The organism is Mucilaginibacter sp. (assembly GCF_039207105.1).
Classification (GTDB): domain Bacteria; phylum Bacteroidota; class Bacteroidia; order Sphingobacteriales; family Sphingobacteriaceae; genus Mucilaginibacter.
Map to the genome: position 1 here is coordinate 1 of NZ_JBCECK010000073.1, position 25982 is coordinate 25982.

General features: G+C 40.7%; 16 protein-coding genes. 12 read left to right on the forward strand and 4 right to left on the reverse strand.

The window, feature by feature from the left end:
* Both AAGC65_RS15320 and AAGC65_RS15325 read right to left on the reverse strand, forming a co-directional pair.
* The coding region (locus AAGC65_RS15320; protein ID WP_343113336.1) for a ThuA domain-containing protein at nt 1-311 on the reverse strand (311 nt) is incomplete at its 3' end.
* A gap of 29 nt (nt 312-340) precedes the next feature.
* Nucleotides 341-2050 (reverse strand): GMC family oxidoreductase, encoded by a 1710-nt coding sequence (locus AAGC65_RS15325; protein ID WP_343113337.1) that lies wholly within the window; start codon nt 2048-2050, stop codon nt 341-343.
* A gap of 190 nt (nt 2051-2240) precedes the next feature.
* On the opposite strand from AAGC65_RS15325, the gene AAGC65_RS15330 reads away from it, so the two are divergent.
* From AAGC65_RS15330 to AAGC65_RS15355, 6 genes are all read left to right on the forward strand, one after another.
* A complete protein-coding gene (locus AAGC65_RS15330; RefSeq protein ID WP_343113338.1) occupies nt 2241-3071 on the forward strand; it encodes an MOSC N-terminal beta barrel domain-containing protein in 831 nt (276 codons plus the stop codon).
* Nucleotides 3068-3352: a SelT/SelW/SelH family protein gene (locus tag AAGC65_RS15335; RefSeq protein ID WP_343113339.1), complete on the forward strand. Its 285-nt coding sequence runs from the start codon at nt 3068-3070 to the stop codon at nt 3350-3352. The genes AAGC65_RS15330 and AAGC65_RS15335 overlap by 4 nt, the downstream gene beginning before the upstream one ends.
* A gap of 90 nt (nt 3353-3442) precedes the next feature.
* Nucleotides 3443-3877: an Rrf2 family transcriptional regulator gene (locus AAGC65_RS15340; protein WP_290322379.1), complete on the forward strand. Its 435-nt coding sequence runs from the start codon at nt 3443-3445 to the stop codon at nt 3875-3877.
* Between the two features lie 248 nt (nt 3878-4125).
* Complete coding sequence (locus AAGC65_RS15345) at nt 4126-6216, forward strand: nitrite/sulfite reductase (RefSeq protein WP_343113340.1); 2091 nt, start codon at nt 4126-4128, stop codon at nt 6214-6216.
* Between the two features lie 90 nt (nt 6217-6306).
* Complete coding sequence (locus AAGC65_RS15350) at nt 6307-7824, forward strand: TSUP family transporter (protein ID WP_343113341.1); 1518 nt, start codon at nt 6307-6309, stop codon at nt 7822-7824.
* Between the two features lies 1 nt (nt 7825).
* Complete coding sequence (locus tag AAGC65_RS15355; protein WP_343113342.1) at nt 7826-8536, forward strand: phosphoadenylyl-sulfate reductase; 711 nt, start codon at nt 7826-7828, stop codon at nt 8534-8536.
* 149 nt (nt 8537-8685) lie between these two features.
* On the opposite strand, the gene AAGC65_RS15360 is transcribed toward AAGC65_RS15355, so the two are convergent.
* Complete coding sequence (locus AAGC65_RS15360) at nt 8686-11643, reverse strand: TonB-dependent receptor domain-containing protein (protein ID WP_343113343.1); 2958 nt, start codon at nt 11641-11643, stop codon at nt 8686-8688.
* Between the two features lie 576 nt (nt 11644-12219).
* On the opposite strand from AAGC65_RS15360, the gene proB reads away from it, so the two are divergent.
* The 6 genes from proB to AAGC65_RS15390 all read left to right on the forward strand — a co-directional run bounded on the left by proB (nt 12220) and on the right by AAGC65_RS15390 (nt 25084).
* A complete protein-coding gene (proB, locus tag AAGC65_RS15365) occupies nt 12220-13299 on the forward strand; it encodes a glutamate 5-kinase (RefSeq protein ID WP_343113344.1) in 1080 nt (359 codons plus the stop codon).
* A 6-nt stretch (nt 13300-13305) separates the two neighbouring features.
* Nucleotides 13306-14553, forward strand: coding sequence for a glutamate-5-semialdehyde dehydrogenase (locus AAGC65_RS15370; protein WP_343113345.1), 1248 nt, complete (start codon nt 13306-13308; stop codon nt 14551-14553).
* Between the two features lie 674 nt (nt 14554-15227).
* On the forward strand, nt 15228-16316 hold the full coding sequence (mnmA, locus tag AAGC65_RS15375) for a tRNA 2-thiouridine(34) synthase MnmA (RefSeq protein WP_343113346.1): 1089 nt from the start codon (nt 15228-15230) through the stop codon (nt 16314-16316).
* 200 nt (nt 16317-16516) lie between these two features.
* Nucleotides 16517-18937, forward strand: a complete 2421-nt coding sequence (gene topA, locus AAGC65_RS15380) for a type I DNA topoisomerase (protein ID WP_343113347.1) — start codon at nt 16517-16519, stop codon at nt 18935-18937.
* A gap of 62 nt (nt 18938-18999) precedes the next feature.
* Nucleotides 19000-19404 carry a hypothetical protein gene (locus AAGC65_RS15385; protein WP_343113348.1) on the forward strand — a complete coding sequence of 135 codons (405 nt, stop codon included), beginning with the start codon at nt 19000-19002 and terminating at the stop codon, nt 19402-19404.
* An 82-nt stretch (nt 19405-19486) separates the two neighbouring features.
* Nucleotides 19487-25084 carry an MG2 domain-containing protein gene (locus tag AAGC65_RS15390; protein ID WP_343113349.1) on the forward strand — a complete coding sequence of 1866 codons (5598 nt, stop codon included), beginning with the start codon at nt 19487-19489 and terminating at the stop codon, nt 25082-25084.
* Between the two features lie 76 nt (nt 25085-25160).
* On the opposite strand, the gene AAGC65_RS15395 is transcribed toward AAGC65_RS15390, so the two are convergent.
* Nucleotides 25161-25763, reverse strand: a complete 603-nt coding sequence (locus AAGC65_RS15395; protein ID WP_343113350.1) for a porin family protein — start codon at nt 25761-25763, stop codon at nt 25161-25163.
* Nucleotides 25764-25982 lie beyond the last annotated feature (219 nt).

Consider the following 25982-nt stretch of genomic DNA (forward strand, 5'->3'; position numbering starts at 1 on the left):
TTAATATACTGCTCAAATGCAGCTTGCTGGGTATCATTTAAAACATCGCCGGTTGTGCTTAAAAATATCACAGCGGCGTATTGTTTTAAGTTTTCGGTCGTGAATTTTTCAGCATTGGTGGTAGTATCTACATCAAAGTTATTTTCCTGCCCTAATTTGATAATAGCAGGTACACCTACAGCTATTGACTTATGATGAAAGGCAGCGGTTTTACTAAAAACAAGCACTTTTGCTTTAGCTTTAGCCCAAGCCTGCACACCGTTTATGCCTGTTAAAAGGCACACTATTATTATCAGTTTGATTTTTTTCATAATTATATGTTTCTGTCTGTTATTTGCTTTTAAATATTTCCCTTTTTTAATTCCTCTACAGCAAAATTGGCGGCACGGGCCGTTAACGCCATATAAGTTAAAGAAGGATTTTGACATGCTGATGAGGTCATAGCGGCCCCATCTGTACAAAACACATTTTTAGCATCCCATACCTGATTGTGCTCGTTTAAAACCGATGTTTTAGGATCACGGCCCATTCTTGCAGTACCCATTTCATGTATACCATCGCCTACGTTATGTCCCCTATCGTGTGTTTTTACATTTTTAATGCCTGCGCTTTCCAGCATAGCTTTGGCTTCTTTAACAATATCAACCCGCATTTTCTTTTCGTTCTCTTTTATTTCGGCATCCATAGCTAAAACAGGCAGGCCCCACTTGTCTTTACGGTTTTTATCAAGAGTGATCTTATTTTCATGGTAAGGTAATAATTCACCAAAACCACCTATACCCATCTGCCATTCGCCTGGCTCAGTTATAGCGTCTTTATATTGTGCACCGATGTTTAATTCTGCAATTTCACGGCTCCAGCCGGTCCTGCTGGCAGATCCCTGATAACCAAAACCACGCAGATAATCACGTTTGTCACCAAATAGGTTGGCAAACCTCACTACATAAATACCATTAGCCCGTCGGCCGTAGTAATATTTATCTTCAAAACCCTCTACCGTGCCAGATGCGCCAAGGTTATAGTGGTGATCCATAATGTTGTGACCTAATTCCCCACTGCTGCTGCCCAAGCCATCAGGCCAGATATCAGTTGCTGAATTCATGAGTACCCAGGCACTATTAAGCGCGGATGCATTTACAAACACAATTTTAGCATAATACTCATAGGTTTGATTAGTTTCGGCATCAACTATCTCAACGCCGGTAGCTTTCTGCGTATCCTTATCATACAAAATCTTAGTAACTATAGAGTACGGCCTAACCGTCAAATTTCCGGTAGCCAGGGCAGCAGGCAATGTTGATGATTGAGTACTGAAATAACCTCCAAACGGGCAACCTTCCCAGCATCTGTTTCTGAACTGACATTTGGTACGCCCCGGAATAGCCGCGGTTAAATTAGCCGAACGGCCAATGATCATGTGACGTGTGTTATTGTAATTCTTTTTTATTCTTTCGGCCACATCTTTTTCAACGCAGTTCATATCCATTGGTGGCAGGTAATGGCCATCAGGCAGTTGTTCTAACCCTTCTAATGAACCGCTTATACCTGCAAATTTTTCCACATGATCATACCAGGGTGCTAAATCTTTATAACGTATAGGCCAGTCAATTGCCCAGCCATCCTTGGCGTTTGCTTCAAAATCATGATCGCTCCAGCGGTAGCTTTGCCTCCCCCATAAAATAGATCGGCCGCCTAACTGATATGATCGCCACCAATTAAAGGGCTTAATTTCTGTATATGGCGCATCCTGCTCATTTGTCCAGTAATCCATTATCGGCTCGGTTGCCCCCCATCCGCGCGATATTACCGGGCGTACTTTGCGTTGCTCTTGCGTTACATTGCCCCGATGCTCAAACTCCCAGGGATTTTTGCTGGCTGTTTTATAATCTTTAATATGTTCAAAATTGCGGCCCCGTTCAAGCATAATAGTCTTCAGGCCTTTTTCGGTAAGTTCTTTGGCTGCCCACCCGCCACTTATACCCGAACCTATAACTATTGCATCGTAAGTATTATTAGCCTTAGCTTTGCCGTTTACATTGTTTAATGGCATAATTTAATAATATTAAAGGTTAATTGAGTTGGTTTTTACAATTGGATAAACAATATTATTAATTAAAATTAACTAAAACAATGAAGTGAACTATAAAATTCAATCGATTGTAAAATGCCGCTAAAAATTATGTGACCATATAATAACACACAATTTTTTACTTTTATCCTTGCGTACATATCATACTCTCATGCTTACTATAAGTTCCTTGTATATTTATCCCATTAAGTCATTAGGAGGCATATCTCTAAGTAAAGCCATTGTTACAGACCGAGGCTTAAAGTATGACAGGCGATGGATGCTGGTTGATGATCAAAACCGTTTCCTGACGCAAAGGGAGCATTCGCAAATGGCTTTATTTAAATTGCAAATTGAAAGTGACGGATTATTGGTTACTCACCCTACAAATGGATCTGTAACAATACCTTTCGGCCAAACTAATCAAGTTAAGCAGGAAATAGCTATTTGGGATGATACTTGTATGGGTGTATTTGTAAACTCTGAGCTTGATGGATGGTTTAGCCAGGCTATGGGCATAAAATGCAGGCTGGTTCATATGCCCGAAGAAACTCATCGCGAAGTTGACCAGCGATATGCGCAGCCAGGAATGATCACCTCTTTTTCTGATGCCTATCCGTTTTTGCTTATCGGTCAGGGCTCTCTTGATGATTTGAACAATAGACTTGCCGAGCCACTCCCCATGAATAGATTCAGGCCAAATATTGTTTTTACAGGCGGGCAAGCTTTTGATGAAGACCTGATGAACCACATAAAAATAGCAGGTATTGATTTTTATGGTGCAAAACTATGTGCCCGTTGTGTACTTACCACCATTAACCAAGAAACCGCTGTAAAGGCTAAGGAACCTTTAAAAACCCTGGCAACTTACCGGTTAAAGAATAAAAAAATTCTGTTTGGTCAAAACTTAATCCATGAAGGCACGGGTGTGATTAGTGTAGGCAGCACTTTAAATGTATTAAGTACTCATCAGGAAGAAAGATTTATTGTAACTCAAAAATGAAGCCAACCATAACTATTGAATACTGCCCTAAATGTAACTGGATGTTACGGGCAGCTTATATGGCCCAGGAATTGCTTACCACCTTTACCGATGATGTTTATGGTGTAACCCTGCACCCGAGCGAGACAAGTGGTAAATACTGTATCAGTATCGAAGGCATTTTATTGTTTGACCGTAAAGAGCAAGGCCGATTTCCGGAAATTAAAGAATTAAAGCAACTGATACGCGACAAAGTTAACCCAGATAAAAATTTAGGACACTCAGATAAGCGACAAATATGATAGTATCCTTGTAATCTATAGTATTACTCGATATTTTTATTTATAATTAACAAAAATTCTTGTTTACCTTTGTCAGTTTTAATTTAGAAAATGCTATCCAAAAAAACGAAGTACGCAATTAAAGCATTGGTGATACTGGGCAAGAACATTGATCAGCCACCGATGCAAATATCAAAAATAGCCGAGGCTGAACGCATTCCCAAAAAGTTTCTTGAACAGATATTGCTGGATTTGCGCAACGCGGGCTTCCTTTATAGTAAAAAAGGAGCTGGCGGCGGCTACAGCCTTAACCGCGATCCGAAAGAAATCTTTTTGGTAAGCATTATGCGTATAACCGATGGGCCTATTGCTATGGTACCCTGCGCCAGTTTGAATTTTTATCATAAATGTGATGAATGCCACCAGGAAACTACCTGCGGCATACGAGATGTATTTGTTGATGTACGTGATGCTACATTGAAAATACTAAGTGAAACCAGTATAGCTGACATTATTTCCAGAGAGCAGTCACTCATACACCCATAATTATTTTCAGGGACAATCTCATCAAACTGTAAAAACCAGATTTTTTTCATTTAAATTCTACCATTTCCCTATACTATGTATATATTTGGTAAATGAATGTATTTTACAGCGGAAATATTGAATACAAAAATCCCATGTGTTGTTACATAAAACAGAATAAGACAAGGCTATAATTTTTGTATTAACCACATACGCCTCTTTAGCCATAAGCCAAAGAGGCTTTTTTATAACAGATAAAACAATAACATATGCAAAGCTTCAGAACAGAACTGGAGAACCCGATAGTTGAAAAAGACATTATTGATCTTGAAAAAAAGATCAGGGCTTTTCGTGAAGGTAAGATACATGACGAAAAATTCAGGAGTTTGCGCCTTGCCCGTGGAATTTACGGGCAACGCCAGCCGGGCGTTCAAATGGTACGTATCAAATTACCTTTCGGTAAAGTTACGTTCAAACAATTATTGCGCATTGCTGATATTTCTGACGAATACGGAAGTCGTAATCTGCACCTGACTACGCGTCAGGACATCCAGATACATTATGTAAGCCTTGACCGCACACCCGAACTTTGGGCCAAACTTTCCCTGGATGATATTACCATGCGCGAGGCTTGCGGAAACACCGTAAGAAACGTTACCGCCTCCCCCACTTCAGGTATTGATCCGCAGGAACCGTTTGATGTGTCTCCATATGCTCACGCTACTTTCGAATATCTTTTACGCAATCCAATTTGTCAGGAAATGGGGCGTAAGTTCAAAATATCTTTTTCATCAAGCGATGCAGATACCGCGTTTTCATACATTCATGATGTTGGTTTAATTCCGAAATTGAACAGCAACAACGAACGTGGTTTTAAAGTACTTTTAGGTGGAGGCCTTGGTGCTCAGCCTATACTGGCTGATGTTGTGGAAGAATTTTTGCCTGAAGATAAGCTGATTCCTTACATTGAGACCATTATCAGGGTATTCGATCGTTATGGCGAACGTAATAACCGTAATAAGGCTCGTCTGAAGTATCTGATTCAAAAAGTTGGATTGGAAGAAGTTTTACGACTTGCCGAAATTGAAAAAAAAGCGATTAAAGTTAAGACTTACCCTATTAACAGGGATACCATTCCGGTTCCGTCTATACCACAACAGGATACTTATGCTGAAGTGAGCATCAGTAATCCGTTCAGGTATGAACAATGGCTGGCAACCAACGTATTTGAGCAAAAGCAAAAAGGATACTTTGGTGTATATGTTAAAGTTCCGGTTGGTGATGTTTCATCAGATACCGCCCGCGAACTGGTAAAACTTTTACAACCTTTGGTTGCTGATGAGATCCGCGTTACCCAAAACCAGGGATTGTTATTAAAATATGCCCGTAAAGAAGCATTACCGGCTTTATATGAAGGTCTGGCTAAATTGGAACTCGCAACTCCGGGCTTTGATAGTGTTGCCGATGTTACTACCTGCCCTGGTACCGATACCTGCAACCTGGGTATCTCTAACAGTATGACTATGGCACGCGTGTTGGAAGATCTGATCTACAATGAATATGAAGATTTAATTTACAACCGTGATATCAAAATAAAAATCAGCGGCTGTATGAACTCATGCGGTCAGCATGGTTTGGCGCATATTGGGTTTCATGGCAGCTCGCTTAAAGCCGGTACAAAGGTATTGCCATCTGTACAGGTAATGCTTGGCGGTGGTACCGTTGGTGATGGTGTTGGCCGCGCAGCCGACAGGGTTATCAAAGTTCCTTCTAAAAGAGCCACTGATGTTTTAAGATTACTACTTGATGATTATAAACAATTATCAACCGAAGGCGAAACATATCATGCTTATTATGACAGGCAGGGTAAGGATTATTTTTATCGCTTACTAAAACCGCTTGCCGACCTCACTAACTTAACCGACGATGAGTTTGTTGATTGGGGCCATCAGGAAACTTACGTAAGCGCTATAGGCGTTGGTGAGTGCGCCGGTGTTATTATTGATCTGGTAGCCACCTTGCTGTATGAATCAGAAGAAAAACTGGGCTGGGCTAATCAATCATTTCAGGCAGGTTCATGGTCTGATGCCATTTATCATTCATACAATACTCTTTTAAGCTCAGCAAAAGCATTATTGTTAGACAAAAGTGTTACTACCAGCACACAAGCCGCGGTTATTCGTGAATTTGATGCTAATTATGTAGAAAAAGGCGATTTTGATATTCAGGGCAGCTTTAATGATCTGGTTTTACAGATCAACAAGCATGAACCTTCTCAGGAATTTGCTACAGCTTATTTAGCACAAGCCACCGAGTTTTTAGAAAAGAGTAAAGCGAAGAGAGAGGCACTGGTACATTAATGGGCAATTCAATGCTTTAATTAATCTGGAGTTACTGAAAATAACAACATGATTATCGACAGCCCTAATTTGAGCTAATTAAGAAAATTTATGACATTATTGCCCAAGAATAGCAGTTTAACTAATGTTCAGCCTGAAGAAAACGGAGGCAATCAGCTGTTTCCGATTTTTTTAAAACTGAATAACTTGCATACTGTGCTTGTTGGTGGCGGTAATGTAGGCCTGGAAAAGCTTTCTGCTATTTTAAATAATAGTAACCAGGCAAAGGTTACTATGATATCCCGGGATTTTTTACCGGAAATACATGAATTGGCCTCTTCGCACGAGGGCTTAACTATTATACAAAAGTCGTTTGCAGATGAAGATCTTGATAACGCTGAAGTGGTAATAGCAGCAACCAACGACAGTGAGCTGAACAGCTATATCAGGCAAGCGGCGCATGATCGTAAATTACTGATCAACGTTGCCGACAAACCGGAGCTTTGCGATTTTTACCTGGCATCAATAGTACAAAAAGGTGACCTGAAGTTGGCTATATCCACTAACGGCAAATCGCCAACTATAGCTAAACGCCTAAAAGAGGTTTTAAGCGACGGCTTGCCTGATGAACTTGATATTACGCTCCAGCAAATGAGTGAACTCAGGAACACACTACACGGCGACTTTACTGATAAGGTAAAAAAACTAAACAGTGTAACCTCCGTATTAGTTGAACCTAAGTTAAACCTGAACAAAAACTTTATATGGCTTATATGGTCAACCATTATTTTATCTATTGCCATTGTAGTTACTGCCCTTTATTTAAAAGAGCCGGGGTTTAAACGTTTTGTAACCGGTATTGATCCCATATTTTATTACTTTTTAGGTGCAGGTTTTGTATTTGCCATGATCGATGGTGCCATCGGCATGTCATATGGTGTTACTTCTACTACCTTTTCACTGTCAATGGGCATACCGCCGGCATCAGCCAGTATGGGTGTTCACCTTTCAGAGATAATGAGTTGTGGTATAGCTGGCTGGATGCACTACCGGATGGGTAACATCAATTGGAAGTTGTTTAAATTATTAGTAATACCGGGTATTATTGGTTCAGTAGTGGGTGCTTATCTGCTTTCGTCATTAGAACATTACAGCCACTATACCAAGCCAGTAGTATCATTATACACGCTGATTTTAGGTATAGTCATACTAAAAAAGGCCTTTAAAATTACACGTAAAAAATCGGCCGATAAGGTAAAAAGGATTTCGTTGCTTGGCCTGGGAGGCGGTTTTATTGACGCCGTTGGCGGTGGCGGCTGGGGCTCAATCGTATTATCAACACTAATAGCTGGTGGCCGTAGCCCGCGTTTTTCATTAGGTACTGTAAAATTATCCCGTTTTTTTGTAGCCATTATGGGTTCTATAACCTTTATTACTATGGTAAGCAGCGATCACTGGCAGGCAGTAGCAGGTTTAATACTGGGTAGCGCGTTAGCAGCGCCTATTGCGGCGCGTATCTCCAATAAAATATCAACAAAAACAATTATGGTTTCGGTAGCGGTGATCGTTATATTGGTAAGCCTAAAATCTATAATCACCTTTATTAGCCATCCAATAAAGGTTATGTAACATGAGCGAAGTAGTTAAACATATAAAAGATATAACAGCAGGTGTTGATCCGGTAGAAGCATTAACCAGGCTTGCCGAATTATTTCCGGGTGAAATTATATTTTCAACCAGCTTTGGCTGGGAAGATCAGGCAATAAGCCACATGATATTTGCCAATAAGCTGCCTATTAAGGTTTTTACTTTGGAAACAGGCAGGCTTTTCCGCGAAACGTATTCGGTATGGAGCAGTACGATGGATAGGTATAAACAACCTATACATGCTTATTTTCCCAACCAGGATCTGGTAGCTGAAATGGTGAATAAAAAAGGTCCTAACAGCTTTTATGAATCTGTAGAGAACCGCAAAGAATGCTGTGGCATACGCAAAATAGAACCACTTAAAAGAGCTTTAAAAGGCAATAAATTATGGATCACCGGTATCCGTGCAGATCAGTCGGTTAATCGCCATGATATGGAAAACGTGGAATGGGACGAACAAAATCAACTGGTAAAGTTCCACCCTATTTTTAACTGGACATTGGATGATGTTAAGGCTTATATTAAGCAATATAATATCCCGTATAACTCTCTACACGATAAAGGATTCCCGAGCATAGGCTGCGCGCCTTGTACCCGGGCAGTTGCTGAAGGTGAGGATTTCAGGGCCGGCCGCTGGTGGTGGGAAGATCAATCTAAAAAAGAATGCGGGCTGCATGAAGTAAAACAGCACTAAGAAGATTCTCAATTAAACAAAGAAAGCCGGCTGACCGAAAGGTTAACCGGCTTTTTTTATTAAATGGCCTACCTCTCTAAAACAAAAAAACGGATGAGCATTCTGCTCACCCGTTTAAAAAACTATATAAAACGTATTATTAAAAAGTGCTATTGTGGTTTTTGGTTGCTCAGTAAGCCATCCAATGTAACCGATATATAATATAAGCCGCCTATAGTTGGGCCGCCAGCATATTGAATGAAACGTTTGTTGAATATATTACTTGCACCCAGCTTAAAGGTAGCATAGTATTGTGGTACCCTATAAGTAACCTGAGCATCAACGGTACCAATTGCAGGCACGGTACCTGTAACTAATGGGCTCTCCCATAAAAATGATTCCTGCCACTTGTAAACTACGTTGAAACCTACATTCTTAGCCACCTCGCGGTTACCAAACGATACGTTACCCGACCACTCCGGTGTATTAAAACCTGTAACAAATATATCAGAGGCCGATTGTGATTTTAATTTATTAAAACTCACGTTACCCGACATCGTGTATCTTTTATAAAAGTTATAAGAAATACCGGCCGATGAACCATAGTTATTGTAAATATTTTTGGCGTTGGTATAAACACGATACCTGCTTTGTCCCTGGCTTGCGGCATTAGTAGCGGTACCAGTTGTAGGGTCGCGGTTAATATCGAGCATAGACAATACGGCGGCGTCTGTACCAACAGTTGTACCATTAGGTACAAACACCTGAACCTGACCTAAAAAGCCATTGTAGCGGTTGGCGTATGCATCTATATCAATAAACACCTTATTATCAGCAACTATGCCTTTATACCCCACTTCAAAAGAAGTTATCTGCTCTGGCCTGGCCGGCGGCAAATCAGCCACTTTAAGCAGGTTCCTGTTAGCAAGCGCTGTTGCATCTGTACCGCTCGCAGCACCTGGAGCTGCATTTACTGCGGCATTAAAATTGGCTACCGATGTTTGTGTATAGCTGTTTCCTAAGTATCCAAGGCCATCATTAATGAAAGGTAAGCTTCCCACACGTTTTACACGACCATTGTTTACATATGATAAAGCCTCAAATAATGATGGAAAACGGTAACCATTCTGGAAAGTAAACCTAAAGTTGTGGTTTTCATTAACGGTGTATACCGCTGCCAAACGCGGCGTAAACTTGGGAGAAAAGTAAGGATTGTAATCCCATCTGATTGAACCAAACAGCTTTAATTTATCATCAAAAAAGGTTTTGGTAACTTGTGTAAACGCGCCATATTTTTTATAGATCACATTGTTACCGAAAGTGCCATTCTCTAAAGGTGTATTTCTGTCGGAAATTGGGCGACTAAAATCAACAAAGTTATTACCATCTGGGGTGATAGAGTAAACACGCACATCACCACCAACCAACAGGTCAACAACTTTAACCCTGTTAGAAAGATCCCATTGCGCCTCGGCATTGTACATATGGCTCTTTTGTACCAGGGCGGCACCACCGGTAACCGGAGCGTTAGGGATTTGACTAGATTTAATATCCCAGTTATTGATACCTATAATGGTTTTACGCAAGTCGTTAAATGCCTGTGTACCGGGCTCTACCCTTCCCTTATCAGCTGTGGCACGTGCAAACTGCTCAGCAGCAGCTAGGTTAGCCGATGTTAAAACACCGCCATTATAGGATTTAAGCGCATTTCCGAATAATGTACCCCAGGCCGAGTTACTGGCATGGTTCAGATCAAGGTTATCGGCCAGTGGTTTCACGTTAAATGAATTTCCTGTGTTTTCTATTGATTCGTAAGCCCTAACTAAAAACTCTTTACCCTTTAACTCCACTTTGTGGTTTTGTACCGTAGCGCCATCTAACGAAATTTTGTTACCCCGCTGAAAAACGCCATCCATCCTACCGTACCGGTAGGTATATGATAAAATAGTACTTGGAGTTATTTTATAAGCAAGTGTACCATCCAATTTCAGGTTGGATACATGCGGATCAACCAGATCAACTTCGTTATAGCCGGTACGGGCTACAGTTAGGTTTGGACGGGCTACGCCATCAACTACTATGCCTTTTACAACTACGGTATTACTGCCGGCAAGGGCGTCATCACCATATTTATTCCAACCGTCATAAGCAGCGTTGCTTGTACCCGTTAGTTCAGGGTATGCCGGGTTGGCGGTTTTCAAGTTACCCGGGTTTTGATCTTTTAATGTGTTTGACTGCCAGTCGGTACCTTGCAAATAACTAAAATTCACTTTGAAGGCAAATTTGTCGTTAAAAGCCTTAGCAAACCTCAAAGCATCTTCTGTAAGCGAACTTGCTCCTAATGCATCATTACCAACATGATTAACAGCCTGACGATGATAAAAACTCAACCCCTGATATTTGAAAGGATCTTTAGTAAAAAGGTTTGATAAACCATTGATAGCGTTTGTGCCATATAAGGCCGCTGCTGCGCCTGGTGTAATTTCAATACTGGCAATATCCAGTTCAGTTGGGCCAATGGCATTACCAAGCGGTACGCCTAAAGTAGCCGATTGCATATCAACCCCATCAACCAGTTGCATAAACCTAAAGTTATTAGGGCTGTTGAAGCCACGTGTATTTGGCACTTTAAGGGTGATACTGGTTGTGGTCATCTGTACGCCTTTTACGTTTTCAAGCGCGTCATAAAAACTTGGGCCTGGCGATTGCTTCAGCGCGTTGATGCTCAATTTTTCGATGGCAACGGGTGAACGCATCAATTTTTCTTCCTTACGTGATGCGGTAACTACCACCTCATTAATCAATAATGATTGCGTGGTAAGCTGAATATTTAAGGCGCTATTAGCATTTTTAATAAAAAACTCCTGAGGCTGAAAACCAACGGCGGTAAAAACCAATGTATAGGGTAATTTGGCACTTGTTGTTAAAGAAAATTTGCCGGTACTATCGGTAGCGGCTTTATTAGTAGTTCCCTTTATGCCTACAGTTGCTCCAACTAATGGCTGACCGTGATCGTCGTTCACCTTTCCACTTAAAATGTATGAGCCATTAAGCTGTGCATAGCTTATGGCTGGTATAAGTGTAAGGAAAAGCACAATAAACTTTAATGAATTTGTAAAAATCTTCATGAAACAAATAAGGATGGTGGTGATATATTAAAACAGTTGATTAAATGTTTTTGATAGATGGTATGATCAAAACATCAACAACAAGCTGTAGATAGCTGCATAATAGCGGTACAATGAATAGCAATTTTGAATTTATGATACATATTCTATAGAATTAGTAGACAAAAATATAAAAAAAATCATTCCCTCCAATTTTTTTCATTTTTTTAAACTTAAATGCATTTAAATGAGAAATTGGTACTGATAGCTCTTATCCTATTAAAAGTTTAATAACTCTACAATTAGAATACCACAACTATCTATTTGTCAACATATTAAATAATTTAAATTTCAAAAAAGGTTAATTTACGACCAAAAAACACCATTAATTACATTTTACGAACACATATACGTCAAAATGATTCACTTTTAATAAAAATGCAATAAATTAAAATCAGAAGCATCACATATCATATAATAAAATGAATTAATGAACAAAAAACCATATAAATCATTGGATTTTACCTCAAAACTAAATGAAATAAACATTTTTATACATATTTATTCGTAATATTGAACTTCTAATTGCATACAAACATGTCTTTCAATTATCAACGCGTTATCATTAAAATTGGGTCGAACGTTTTCACACAAGAGAATGGCCTGCCCAATCTGAAGCGCATTGAGCATTTGGTTGAACAAATAGCCGCTATAAAAAAGCAGGGTAAGGAAGTTATCCTTGTCTCCTCAGGGGCGGTGGCTTCCGGCCGGAGCCTGATCTCCATTTCAGAAAAATACGATGCTATTGCTGCACGGCAGCTCCTGGCTTCTATTGGTCAGGTTAAACTGATCAATACCTACTCCCATCTTTTTGAACGATTTGACATTCTTTGTTCGCAGGTTTTAGTCACCAAAGAAGATTTCAGGGACAGGATGCATTACCTGAACATGAAAAACTGCTTGGAGCTTTTGCTTCAGCATCAGGTAATACCTGTTGTTAATGAAAATGATGTGGTATCGGTTACAGAACTGATGTTCACGGATAACGATGAGCTGGCCGGACTTATAGCCTCCATGCTAAATGCGCAAGCGTTAATTGTTTTAACCAATGTAGATGGCATTTATAATGGCGACCCGAAAGCGTCTGGCTCAACGGTGATTGAGGAGGTTAGCGGATCGGTTGTGGATTTTGCAGAGTTCGTTTCATCAGGCCGGTCACAGTTTGGCCGCGGTGGCATGATCACCAAATCAACCATGTCGCAAAAAACCGCTCAATTAGGTATCGCGGTACATATTGCCAATGGCACACGTGAGAATATCATAACAGATGTATTTGAAAACAAGGTTATTCATACCCGTTTTGTGCCTAACAAAACGGCATCTGGCAAAAAAAAATGGATAGCGCATTCCGAAAAATCGGCTACCGGTGTTGTGCAAATTAACACCGGCGCCAAAGCTGCCCTGGTATCAAACAAAGCTACCAGCCTGCTCCCAATTGGGATAACGCAGATAGTGACCGATTTTAAAAAAGGCGACATTATAAAACTGATTGATGAAAATAATAAGCCAGTTGGTTTAGGTATTGCCGAATACGGAGCCGATAAGGCTAAAGAAAGAGTTGGGCAAAAAAAACAAAAACCACTGGTGCATTACGATTATCTTTACTTACAGGCTTAATTACTGATGAATTACGATACTTATTTCCAAAGTGCAATTGCTGCAGGCAGAAAGCCAATCCTTGCCCCCGCTTTAATAAATCAGGTATTGCTTGATGTTGCTGATGCTGCTATTGCCCAAATAGATTATTTACTGACGGAAAACCAGAAAGATCTGGATCGCATGGATCCTACCGATCCTAAATATGACAGGCTAAAGCTTACAGCTGAAAGAATTGAATCTATCGCTGCCGATATGGTAAACGTGGCCAACCTGGATAGCCCATTGGGTAAACAATTATCAGAAACTCAAATGCCCAACGGATTAACTATCAAAAAGATTCAGGTACCTTTAGGGGTTGTTGGCGTTATTTACGAAGCGAGGCCAAATGTTACCTTCGATGTATTTGCCCTGTGCTTTAAAACCGGCAACATCAGTATTTTAAAAGGTGGTAGCGATGCTGATTTTTCAAACCGGGCCATCATCTCGGTTATTCATCAGGTATTAATTAGACATGATTTAGATACCCGCATAGTAACTCTCCTGCCTGCTGAGCGAGAAGCAACATCAGCTTTGCTGAATGCAATTGGTTATGTGGATGTACTTATTCCGCGTGGAAGCCAGTCGCTGATCAATTTTGTGCGTGATAACAGTAAAGTTCCGGTCATAGAGACAGGCGCGGGTATCGTACATACTTATTTTGATGAATCAGGTGATCTGGAAAAGGGAGCTGAAATTATCGCGAATGCGAAAACCCGGCGCGTTAGTGTTTGCAATGCACTCGATTGTTTAATTGTACACTCCGCCCGTATTAATGATCTGCCTCAACTCACTCATATTTTAAAAGAAAAACAGGTAGAAATATTTGCCGATGAAGCTGCTTATACCGTTTTGAAAGAAAACTATCCGAGCCAGCTATTACATAAAGCGCAACCAGAGCATTTTGGCACAGAGTTTTTATCAATGAAAATGGCTATTAAAACAGTTGATAATTTCATACAAGCCCTTGAACATATCGCTGTTAATAGTTCAAAACATAGCGAGGCCATTATATCCGAGGATGCAGAAAACATCGCTACTTTTTTAAATGATGTGGATGCTGCTGCGGTCTATGCTAATGTTTCCACTGCCTTTACAGATGGTGCACAATTTGGCTTAGGTGCCGAAATTGGCATCAGTACCCAAAAACTTCATGCCCGCGGCCCAATGGGCCTTGACGAACTTACCAGCTATAAATGGACAGTTACTGGTAACGGACAAACACGTACCCCATAACAACAAACCTATATTATGCCACAAAAAAGGTGCTTGCAAAAGCAAGCACCTTAAATTTTCTCTCATTGGTTCAACCTGGCTTATTACTTGATCAGATAGTTTGCTACAGCAACAAAACAAATAATCACTAAAATCACGCCTTGTAGTTTCTGCTCTAATGTTAATTGGCTTATCATCTTTTTAAATTAATTAGGGTATAACAAATTTAAAATGTGAAGCGGATGTTACAATAGTGTTAAGCATTTTTACATTTTTTTTAACAAAAAACACACCTTGTTTTTACAATGGCAATTGCACAATTATTATTTAAAAGATTGGCAAAAAAAACCTTTGAACATTGAAATAGTGTAGAGTTGACAGTTATTTAAAATTGAATTTATTTAACCTTTACTCAACTTCTAAACGCTTATTTTTCTCAAAATTATGTCTTTAGCTATCAAATTCCAGTTAAATTTATTCAAACTTGTAGGTAATGCGGCAATATAAAGCGACTAATAAGATCAATTAATAAACAGTTATTTATACTAACACTTAACTAGAGCAACATAATACACTGGTTACAAACACAATTTAATCAATAATTAAACTGAGATTCACGCATAATTCCTCATTTTACCCTTTGTTGACCCAATTGAGTATTAACATAAAAATCAAAAAGGTATCTTTGCAGCATTATGAGTAAGCATGGCAGGATATTAGTGGCAATGAGTGGTGGTGTTGATAGTTCGGTAGCAGCAGTAATGCTGCATGAACAGGGCTATGAAGTTATTGGCCTAACCATGAAAACTTGGGACTATGCCTCATCGGGCGGTAGTTCAAAGGAAACAGGCTGCTGCAGCTTGGATAGTATAAACGACGCCCGTGCTTTAGCCGTAGGTTACGGTTTCCCTCATTATATATTAGATATCCGAAACGAATTTGGCGATTTCGTGATCGATAACTTTGTTGATGAATACCTTGCAGGCCGCACTCCTAACCCGTGTGTTTTATGTAATACCCATATTAAATGGGACGCACTATTAAAACGGGCTGATAAACTTGATTGTGAATTTATAGCTACAGGACATTATGCTAATATTCGTTTGCAGGATAATGGCCGCTATGTTATATCAAAGGGTAAAGACGAAAATAAAGACCAATCATATGTGCTTTGGGGAGTATCACAACAGAATTTGGCACGTACTAAATTTCCGTTAGGTAGTTTCTCTAAACCCGAAATCAGGCAAATGGCCCTTGATATGGGTCAGGTTGAGCTTGCCGGTAAAAGCGAGAGCTACGAAATATGCTTTGTACCGGATAACGACTACCGTGCCTTTTTAAGACATAAAGTTGGTGACTTGGAAGAACGTGTTGCCGGAGGTAATTTTGTACTTACAGACGGCACCGTAGTGGGCAAACATCAGGGATATCCTTTTTATACCATTGGCCAGCGTAAGGGTTTAGGTATAGCATTGGGCCAGCCCATGTTTGTTACCAGTATTAACCCCGACACCAATACCGTTGTTTTGGGTACTGCTGATGAACTGGAGCGTAAACAAGCCTGGGTTAAAAACCTTAATCTGGTAAAATACGCCAATATTAATGAGCCCATTGAAGCTATTACCAAAATACGCTACAAAGATGCAGGCACACAAAGCTCCATTTTACAAATGGGCGAACATATGAAAGTTGATTTTCATCATACCGTATCAGGTATCGCGCCGGGCCAATCCGCTGTTTTTTATGAAGGCAATGATCTGCTGGGTGGTGGTTTTTTAATGTAATTACAGGCAGCCAAAATCCATTATACTAAACCAAGCGCTTTAATACTTGTATTAAAGACAATTAAGCTTCGCAATTTATTTTAACAGCAATTGTAGCACTTGCTTTTTAGTGTCTATCCTGTAAAGCATTGCAACCTTTTCCGAAAACAAATTTGCGTTTCACTTTCTTTATGTTTTATTTGCAAAAAATAACTGCTTAAATGGCCAAAAATTTACTGATTGTTGAATCCCCGGCGAAAGCCAAGACCATAGAAGGATACCTTGGTAAAGAATTTACTGTTAAGTCGAGCTACGGCCATATCCGCGATCTGGTAAAATCAGAAGACGCTATTGATATTGCCAATAACTTCACTCAAAAATATGAGGTTCCGGCAGATAAGAAGCAGGTAGTTAGCGAGTTAAAGAAATTAGCTAAAGAAGCCGAAATCGTTTGGCTGGCATCGGACGAGGACCGTGAGGGAGAGGCTATATCCTGGCATTTATATGAAACGCTTGGTTTGAAAGATGCAACCACCAAACGCATTGTTTTTCATGAGATAACTAAGCCCGCTATTTTGCGAGCTATTGATACACCCCGTAAAATAGATTATAACTTAGTTAACGCCCAGCAGGCACGCCGCGTACTTGACCGATTGGTGGGCTTTGAGTTATCCCCTGTTTTATGGAAAAAGGTAAAACCATCCCTTTCGGCAGGCCGTGTACAATCCGTAGCCGTAAGGTTAATTGTTGACCGTGAACGGGAAGTAAATAAATTTAAATCAGAAGCTGCATTCAAGATAGTTGCCATATTTGGCAAAGGCAAAGAAGCATTTAAAGCAGAACTAGCCGAGCGTTTTAGCCAACAGGAAGATGCCGAAAAGTTTTTAACCGACTGCCTGGGTGCCGATTTTGATGTGCGTTCGTTGGAAACAAAACCTGCCAAACGTTCACCTGCGGCGCCGTTTACGACATCTACCTTGCAGCAGGAAGCCAGCAGAAAATTAGGATATTCTGTAGCGCGTACCATGCAGGTAGCACAAAGGTTGTACGAATCAGGTTATATTACCTACATGCGTACAGATTCGGTAAACTTATCTGAAACTGCACTGGATGCAGCCCAAAAGGAAATTGTATCTGCCTACGGCGATAAATATCATCAGCTTAGAAAATATAAAACCAAAAATGCCAGTGCCCAGGAAGCGCACGAAGCTATAAGGCCCACCTATTTCAATAACCATACTATTGATGGTGAATCGGCAGAAAAACGTTTATACGAGCTGATTTGGAAACGTGCCATAGCCTCACAAATGAGTGAAGCCCAGTTTGAGAAAACCACTGCAAAAATCAGTATATCAACCCGTAAAGAGGACTTAACCGCTAACGGTGAGGTGATGAAATTTGACGGATTCCTGAAGGTGTATCTCGAATCTCAGGATGATGAAGATGACATTCAGCAGGATGGAGAAAATACCATGCTGCCACCGTTAACAAAAGGTCAACGCCTGGCATTGCAGGAAATGTCGGCAACAGAACGCTTCTCTCGCCCGCCTGCACGATATACGGAAGCAAGTTTGGTTAAAAAACTGGAAGAGCTGGGTATAGGTCGCCCGTCAACCTATGCCCCTACTATATCAACTATACAAAACCGCGGTTATGTAGTTAAGGAAGAGCGTGAAGGTAAAACACGTACTTTTAGAGTATTAACTTTAAAAGGTGATACTATAACTAAAGAAAACAGAACCGAAAATACAGGTGCTGAACGCGGTAAGTTATTCCCTACAGATATTGGCGCGGTTGTTAACGACTTCCTTGTACAGTATTTTACAGACATTGTTGATTTTAACTTCACCGCGAGTGTTGAAAAACAATTTGACGAAATAGCTCAGGGTTTAAAAGAATGGACGGCCATGCTCCACGATTTTTATAACCCTTTCCATAAAGAAGTTCAGGACACCATTGAAACTGCCGATAAAGCCACCGGCGAACGCGAATTAGGTGTACATCCGGAAAGTGGCAAAAAAATATCGGTACGTATAGGTCGTTACGGACCATTTGTACAGGTTGGTGAAAATGCAACAGAAGAAAATAAGGAAGAAAAACCGCTTTACGCCAGCCTAAGAACCGGCCAAAGTATTGAAACCATCAGCCTGGAAGAAGCACTTGAATTATTCAAACTTCCAAAGGTTGTGGGTGAATATGAAGGCAAGATTATGAAAGTGGCTATCGGTCGTTTTGGCCCTTATATCAGCCATAACAGCGCTTTCGTTTCCCTACCGAAGGAAATTGACCCGCTTGATGTTACCGAAGAGCAGGCGATTGAATTGATTGAGGCGAAACGTAAAAAGGATGCCGAAAAACTGATCAAAGCGTTTGATGAAGATCCTGAAGTAAAAGTATTGAACGGTCGCTGGGGCCCGTATATTGAGTTTGGCAAGTTAAACGTAAAGATACCAAAGGATAAAGATCCGCTTACCTTAACTTATGAGGAATGTAAAGCCCTTGCCGATGCCATGCCTAAAGATGCTAAAAAAGGCAGGTTTGGTAAAACTGTAGCTGCCAAAGCACCAGCTGCTAAGAAAGCCCCGGCTGCCAAGGCTACTAAGAAAGCTCCGGCTAAAAAAGCTGCGGCAAAGAAAAAGTAATTAGCAATGGGTTTATGGTTATGTTTTTGAACCATAAACTCATTACTCAAAACCATTTTGCAATGATAAAAGACCTCCCGGAAAATAACGTAAAGGATATAGCAATAGCGGTAGCATTGGAGGGCGAAAATATAGAAAGTAAGATCTGGTACGTATACCTGATCAATCTGAAGAATGAGCCTATAGAAAATGTATTGGTAACCTCAAAAGGTTATGGCGAAAAAGATGGCGTTCAGGTAAAAACATCTACGCTGCGTCATATGTTTCCGGAGGTTGCAGGCCAATCATACAAACTTATTGAACCTATCGACGAGCAAACATTCGGACTAAACAACGAGTACTGGCTCAGTTATTATATTGGTAAAGATATCTACGATAAAAAATTTATTTTTTTGCCCGAAAGCATAGTTGAAATGAATTTTATTAAACTCCCTGTTTTAAACAAACCAGGAGTTATGATTCTGTAATGCAGTAAAATAAGTTCTCCGTTTAATTATTTATTATCATAAATTTTTTAATTTAACATGATCTTAAATAAACCTATTCCACATGGAGAACGGATATACCAAGTTCCGCAGGCGCAAGAGTATAATCACTATTTGTGCATCCCTTCTATTGATCTCGCTGATCACCTATATTGTTATCAATGCGAATAAAAAAACTGCGGTCGACCCCGCATTCAGTAAATACATTGAATCATACACTACAGGGGTTATATCCAAGGAAAGCTCTATCCGCATCCGTCTGGCCAGCCAGGTCCAGATTACTCACCAGCAAAATGAACAATTAAGCGATGATCTTTTTGACCTATCACCAACTGTAAAAGGAAAGGCCTATTGGGTAGATACCCGCACTATCGAATTCAAACCTGCCGGCAAACTTGAGCCCGGCAAAAAATACACTGCCGATTTTGATTTAGGAAAACTGGTTAATGTGCCCGATAAATTTGACCATTTCAAATTCGACTTTCAGGTAGTAAATCCAAACCTTAATATCAATTTCAGTGGCTTAACAACTGCAACAAACACGTCTCTTACCGAAATGAAGCTGGAAGGCGTTATCCAAACTGCCGATGCTGAAGACCCTGCTTCTGTTGAAAAGCTGATCAATGTTAATTACGCGTTTCCTGTTAAAATCAGCTGGGTTCCTAATAGCATCGCCAAAACATATCACTTTAAAATAACTGGATTAAAAAGGCAAACAGGTAAAGCTACATCGCTTACGGTCAATTGGGATGGCAGTAGTTTAAACGTCGATAAAAAAGGCAGCCAGCATTATGATATACCGGCCATAGGCGATTTCAAAGTATTGGATATTCATGCCATTCAGGAAAACGACCAGTATGTATCGGTTCAATTCTCCGATCCTATTATGGTTGGGCAGGAACTCAACGGATTGATAGGTATCAATAACATAGCTGATGCTGCCTATACCATTGATGGCAGCACCGTAAAAGTTTATGCCCCTGAACGCCTTCAGGGCGATTACAGCGTATTTGTAAATGAAGGAGTAGAAAATATATCTCATAAAAAGATCACCAAAACCTACACAGCCAATGTGTTTTTTGAGAACAGGCTGCCTAACGTTACCATACCAGGCAAAGGTGTGATCTTACCTGACTCCGGCAAACTCATGATGCCGTTTGAGGCCGTAAATTTAAATGCCGTTGATGTAAGCATTATCAAAATATATGAAAACAATGTACCTCAGTATTTTCAAAACAACGGCTTTGACGGTGGTCAGGAATTGCGGCAGGTAGGTAAACCAATTGTTCAAAAAACCATCAGGCTTGATAATGATAAAGGTTTAAACCTGAACAAGAAAAACCGTTTCATGCTGGATCTGGATCAGATGATACGTACTGAACCAGGTGCTATTTACAGGGTAGTGATCGGTTTCCGGAAAGAATATTCGTTATATAACTGCAGTGTACCCGGCGCAGGTGCCAAAAACGGCAACGATGAAGATGATGAATATGGAAGTAATGATTATAGCGATAACAGTAAAGTAAGCGATGAAGATGATGATTTTTGGTCGAGGTATGATAACTTTTATCCGGAGGGCTATAACTGGCAGGATCGGAATAATGCCTGTACCCCATCATATTTCACCAAACAACGCTGGGCTACCCGTAATATAATCGCCTCCAATATTGGCTTGATTGCCAAACGTGGTAACAATAACAGCATGCTGGTAGCCGTAACCGATATCTTAAACGCGCAACCAATGCAGGGTGTTGAATTAGAACTGCTTGATTACCAGAAACAGGTGATCTACAAAACAACATCAGGCAGTGATGGTATAGTAAGTTTCGATCTTAAACGCAAACCTTATTTACTGGTTGCTAAAAAAGGGGCACAACGTGGCTATTTAAAGCTTGACGATGGTAGTTCCCTCCCGCTCACCCGTTTTAATGTAGGCGGCGAACAGATACAAAGCGGCCTTAAAGGGTTTATCTACGGTGAGCGCGGCGTCTGGCGTCCCGGCGATTCCATATTTGTTTCTTTTATACTGGAAGATAAACTAAAAACCCTCCCTCCAGATCATCCGGTAGAGTTTGAACTGTATGATCCTAACGGTAAACTTTACAGGCGCATCACCAAAACAAAGGCACTGGATGGTTTCTATAGTTTTCATACTGCTACAGAAACTTCATCTCCTACCGGCAATTGGGCAGCTAAAGTAAAAGTTGGAGGAGCATTATTTGAAAAGAAGATCAAGATTGAAACCATTATGCCCAACCGAATGAAACTCAATCTTTCATTCGGCGGTGCGACTGAACTGACAAAGGGCAATAATGCCGATGGTAAATTAAGCGCGCAATGGCTTTTTGGCGGAGCAGCCCAAAATCTAAAAGCAAAAGTCGACGCGTTTTTATCGCCACAAATAACCAGCTTTAAACAATATCCTGATTATGTGTTTGACAATCCAACCCTGGCTTTCAACACACAAACCCAAACTGTATTTTATGGTAAACTAAGTGCAGAGGGTACAGCGTCAATTAATGCGGACATTAACGTAGAAAAGCAAGCCCCCGGTCAATTGCGCGCTAATTTCCTGGTCAAGGTTTTTGAACCCGGAGGTAATTTCAGCATACAGCAAACTACGTTGCCTTACAATGTTTATACTGGCTATGTTGGTATCAAAACACCAGCTGGTAGTGATCTTTCAGGCATGTTGGTTACAGATAAAGACCATCAGGTAGATATTGCCGATGTTGATGTAAATGGCAATGCTTTGCCGGGTAACCGAAATGTACAACTGGAACTTTATAAGGTACAATGGCGCTGGTGGTGGGATCAAACCGGCGATGAAACCAGCAATTTTACGCAGGACAAGTATAATAAACTGATTAAAACAGAAAGTGTACAGCTAAATAACGGCAAAGGCAAATGGAACTTACGCATTGCTAAAGCCGACTGGGGCCGTTATTTAATTAAGGTTAAAGACGAACAAACAGGCCACTCTACCGGTAAATTTATTTATGTTGACTGGCCAAACTGGTCAGAAAGGTTACAGCAAAGCAATCCGACCGAGGCAGCTATGCTATCCTTCACATCCGATAAAACCAACTACAAAGTTGGCGAGCGGGCTACACTCACCATCCCTACCGCTGCTGACGGCCGAGCGTTGATCAGCTTTGAAAATGGCAGCAAGGTTTTAAAAACCGTTTGGATAGATACCAAAAAGGGACAAACCCAATACAGTTTCACCGTTGACGAAACAATGGCACCTAACGTATTTGTGAACGTAACACTTCTGCAAAGGCATTCTCAAACAGTTAATGACCTGCCTATCCGTATGTATGGGGCCATACCTTTACAGGTTGATAATCCAGAAACTATACTAAAACCGGTTATTAGCATGCCTGATAAAATACGTCCGGAATCACAGTCGGCCATTACCGTATCCGAAGTATCCGGCAAAGAGATGACCTACACCATTGCTATTGTTGACGAAGGTTTGCTGGATATCACGAATTATAAAACACCTGATCCGCATGAAACATTTTATGCCCGGGAAGCCTTGGGTGTTAAAACATGGGATCTGTTTGATTACGTAATAGGTGCTTTTGGCGGTGGACTTGAACGTATATTGAGTATTGGCGGCGATGGCAATTTGGGCACTAATAAAAATGTATCTGTAAACCGTTTTAAACCGGTTGTGAAATTTATGGGGCCATTCCACCTTGATAAAGGCGAAAAGCAAACTACGGCCTTTAAATTGCCCCAGTACGTGGGCTCGGTTAAGGCGATGGTAATTGCCGGACATAATGGCGCCTATGGTTTTGCAGAAAAGGCCGTAGCCGTTAAAAAGCCACTGATGATATTGGCTACCCTGCCGCGGGTACTTGGGCCATCTGAAAAAATACAGTTACCGGTAACTGTATTTGCAATGGAGCCTAATATAAAAACGGTTACCGTATCTGTACAATCAAATGCTTTTGATAACCTGGCAGGTAATAACTCCCAAACACTCACCTTTGCTAAAACCGGTGATCAGCTGGTTACGTTTGACCTTAACGTAAAAGATTTTGTAGGTGTAGGCAAGGTTAAAATCATTGCTAAAAGCGGTTCGGAAACAGCGGCTTATGATGTAGAATTGAATGTACGTAATCCAAATCCACCGGTTACTCATGTATTGGAAAAAGAGCTACAACCTGGCGAGACGTGGAACACAGCTTTCCAACCTGTGGGTATTGCCGGAACCAATAAAAACACGCTCGAAATAGCCAGTATCCCTCCGCTAAACCTGAGTAAACGGCTCGATTACCTGATTGCTTATCCACATGGTTGTGTAGAGCAAACTACCTCTTCAGCATTTCCACAGTTGTATTTAAATCAATTGCTTGACCTTTCTCCATTACAAAAAGCCGAGGCTGAACGAAATATTAAAGCTACCATTAGCCGCTTAAACGGATTCCAGGTGCAAGGCGGCGGATTGAGTTATTGGCCCGATGGCGGTAATGCAGATGAATGGGGAACTAATTATGCAGGCCATTTTATGCTGGCAGCTCAGGCTAAAGGCTACAGTATGCCTTTAGGGTTTATTGAGCAATGGAAAAAATATCAAAAACAAAAGGCCTTAGTTTGGGCGCCAAATCCGCATACTTTTTATGGCGACGATTTGAACCAGGCTTATCGTTTATATCTGTTGGCTTTAGCCCGTTCGCCTGAATTAGGCGCTATGAACCGACTGCGGGAATTCAAATACCTGAGTATTGAAGCCAAATGGCGATTGGCCGCGGCTTATAAACTTGCCGGGCAACCGGAAATGGGTTTACAAATGGTAGCCGGTCTACCTACTACTATCAAACCTTATTACACCATGTACGGTACGTATGGCTCTGATCTGCGCGATGAGGCCATGATCCTGGAAACCCTTACGCTGCTTGGTCAGCAGCAAAGAGCTGCAGGCTTGCTACGCACCGTAGCTGCACGACTTTCGCAGGATGATTGGTATAGTACCCAAACCACTGCCTACTCGCTTATTGCCATTGCCCAATATTGCGGGCAAAATAAAACAACCAACAAGCTTACCTTTAATTACCAAACGGGCGCAACTAAGACAGATGTTAACTCAGCTTCCTACATGTGGCAATCGGCATTAGCGGTAAACAGCGGTAAAGTTTTGGTTAAAAATAACGGCAGCAACAAGTTGTATTTAAGGTTAATACAAAAAGGACAGCCATCCTCTGGCCTGGATGTTAAAACGTTTGTTGATCCGCAGATCATGGAAATGCGTGTTGGTTATTTTACCATGAGCGGTAAGCCGATTGACCCAAGCTCATTAAAACAAGGAACTGATTTTGTAGCCCAGGTAAATATCAGAAACCCAGGTCGTCGTGGCAGATACGATAATTTAGCGCTTACCCAGATATTCCCATCGGGGTGGGAAATATTGAATAGCCGGATGCTGAATAATGACGAGGTATTTAAATCATCGCCTTCTGATTATCGCGATATACGTGACGACCGGGTAAACACTTACTTCAGTTTATCAGAAGGCCGGGAAGTTACTTATTATGTAATGCTGAATGCTGCATATGCTGGTCACTATTACTTACCTGCTGTTTATTGCGAGGCCATGTACAACAATTCCATCAGCAGCACCATTAAAGGTCAATGGGTTGATGTGGTTAAATAATAGCCAGTACAGTAAAATCCATAAAAAAGCCCTGCCAAAAATTGGCAGGGCTTTTTTATGGATGAAGTTGTTAAGCTTACAATGAAAATAATTTGTAAGCTAAAGCAAGGCTAAATACACTTATGCGGGTATGCGAATCGCCACTCCCGTAAGGAATTTTATTAAGACCTCCTTCATAACGCAAGTCAATTGATAAAGCGCTAATGTCAATACCGGCACCTACCTGTACACCATAATTGGCATCTTTATATCTTAAACTTGTAGCATCACCAGCTGCACTACTCAGACTTTGATCTTTGTTAACGGTAAATGAAAGCACCGGGCCGCCATAAAAGCGACCGCCTAAACCTAATGCACCAATTTTACCACCTAATAGTAAGGGCACATCAATACTTGTAAATTTAGCTGTGTTTTCAGGTTCGCTTGGTGCATTTATCTTCACGTTTTTACCGGTAACATAAAGCTCCGGCTGAAAGTTAAAACCAAGGCCGCCAACTCTTGCCCATACACCTGCAAGATAACCAGCGCGGTTGCTGTTGTTAAATACCCCGTTTGACGGAAATGAGGTATAATTTAAACCTCCCTTTACACCAAATGCAAAGCTCGGAATAATTTGTGCCGAAGCCATGCCGATAGTCAAGAGGAAAATACTTAGAGTCAAGATAATTGTTTTTTTCATACTGTAAATGTGGTTTTTAAGGTAAAAGCTGTTTCGATGTATTTTATAAATAACAAAGGCCTACTAATTAGCAATATCCGGTTCATAATGTTTTATATTTTTTGAATAAAACATTATGAACCGGATATCGGGGCCTAAATTGAGAATAAATGTATAAATTTTTTACAGAATCTGTGTAATTCTTGTTTTTAAAACGAGAGTCGTCCCATATAGTAATCC

Coding starts and splice junctions, on each gene's coding strand:
- AAGC65_RS15325 (WP_343113337.1), bottom strand. CDS start 2,050: ATGCCATTAAACAATGTAAACGGCAAAGCTAAGGCTAATAATACTTAC.
- AAGC65_RS15330 (WP_343113338.1), top strand. CDS start 2,241: ATGCTTACTATAAGTTCCTTGTATATTTATCCCATTAAGTCATTAGGA.
- AAGC65_RS15335 (WP_343113339.1), top strand. CDS start 3,068: ATGAAGCCAACCATAACTATTGAATACTGCCCTAAATGTAACTGGATG.
- AAGC65_RS15340 (WP_290322379.1), top strand. CDS start 3,443: ATGCTATCCAAAAAAACGAAGTACGCAATTAAAGCATTGGTGATACTG.
- AAGC65_RS15345 (WP_343113340.1), top strand. CDS start 4,126: ATGCAAAGCTTCAGAACAGAACTGGAGAACCCGATAGTTGAAAAAGAC.
- AAGC65_RS15350 (WP_343113341.1), top strand. CDS start 6,307: ATGACATTATTGCCCAAGAATAGCAGTTTAACTAATGTTCAGCCTGAA.
- AAGC65_RS15355 (WP_343113342.1), top strand. CDS start 7,826: ATGAGCGAAGTAGTTAAACATATAAAAGATATAACAGCAGGTGTTGAT.
- AAGC65_RS15360 (WP_343113343.1), bottom strand. CDS start 11,643: ATGAAGATTTTTACAAATTCATTAAAGTTTATTGTGCTTTTCCTTACA.
- proB (WP_343113344.1), top strand. CDS start 12,220: ATGTCTTTCAATTATCAACGCGTTATCATTAAAATTGGGTCGAACGTT.
- AAGC65_RS15370 (WP_343113345.1), top strand. CDS start 13,306: ATGAATTACGATACTTATTTCCAAAGTGCAATTGCTGCAGGCAGAAAG.
- mnmA (WP_343113346.1), top strand. CDS start 15,228: ATGAGTAAGCATGGCAGGATATTAGTGGCAATGAGTGGTGGTGTTGAT.
- topA (WP_343113347.1), top strand. CDS start 16,517: ATGGCCAAAAATTTACTGATTGTTGAATCCCCGGCGAAAGCCAAGACC.
- AAGC65_RS15385 (WP_343113348.1), top strand. CDS start 19,000: ATGATAAAAGACCTCCCGGAAAATAACGTAAAGGATATAGCAATAGCG.
- AAGC65_RS15390 (WP_343113349.1), top strand. CDS start 19,487: ATGGAGAACGGATATACCAAGTTCCGCAGGCGCAAGAGTATAATCACT.
- AAGC65_RS15395 (WP_343113350.1), bottom strand. CDS start 25,763: ATGAAAAAAACAATTATCTTGACTCTAAGTATTTTCCTCTTGACTATC.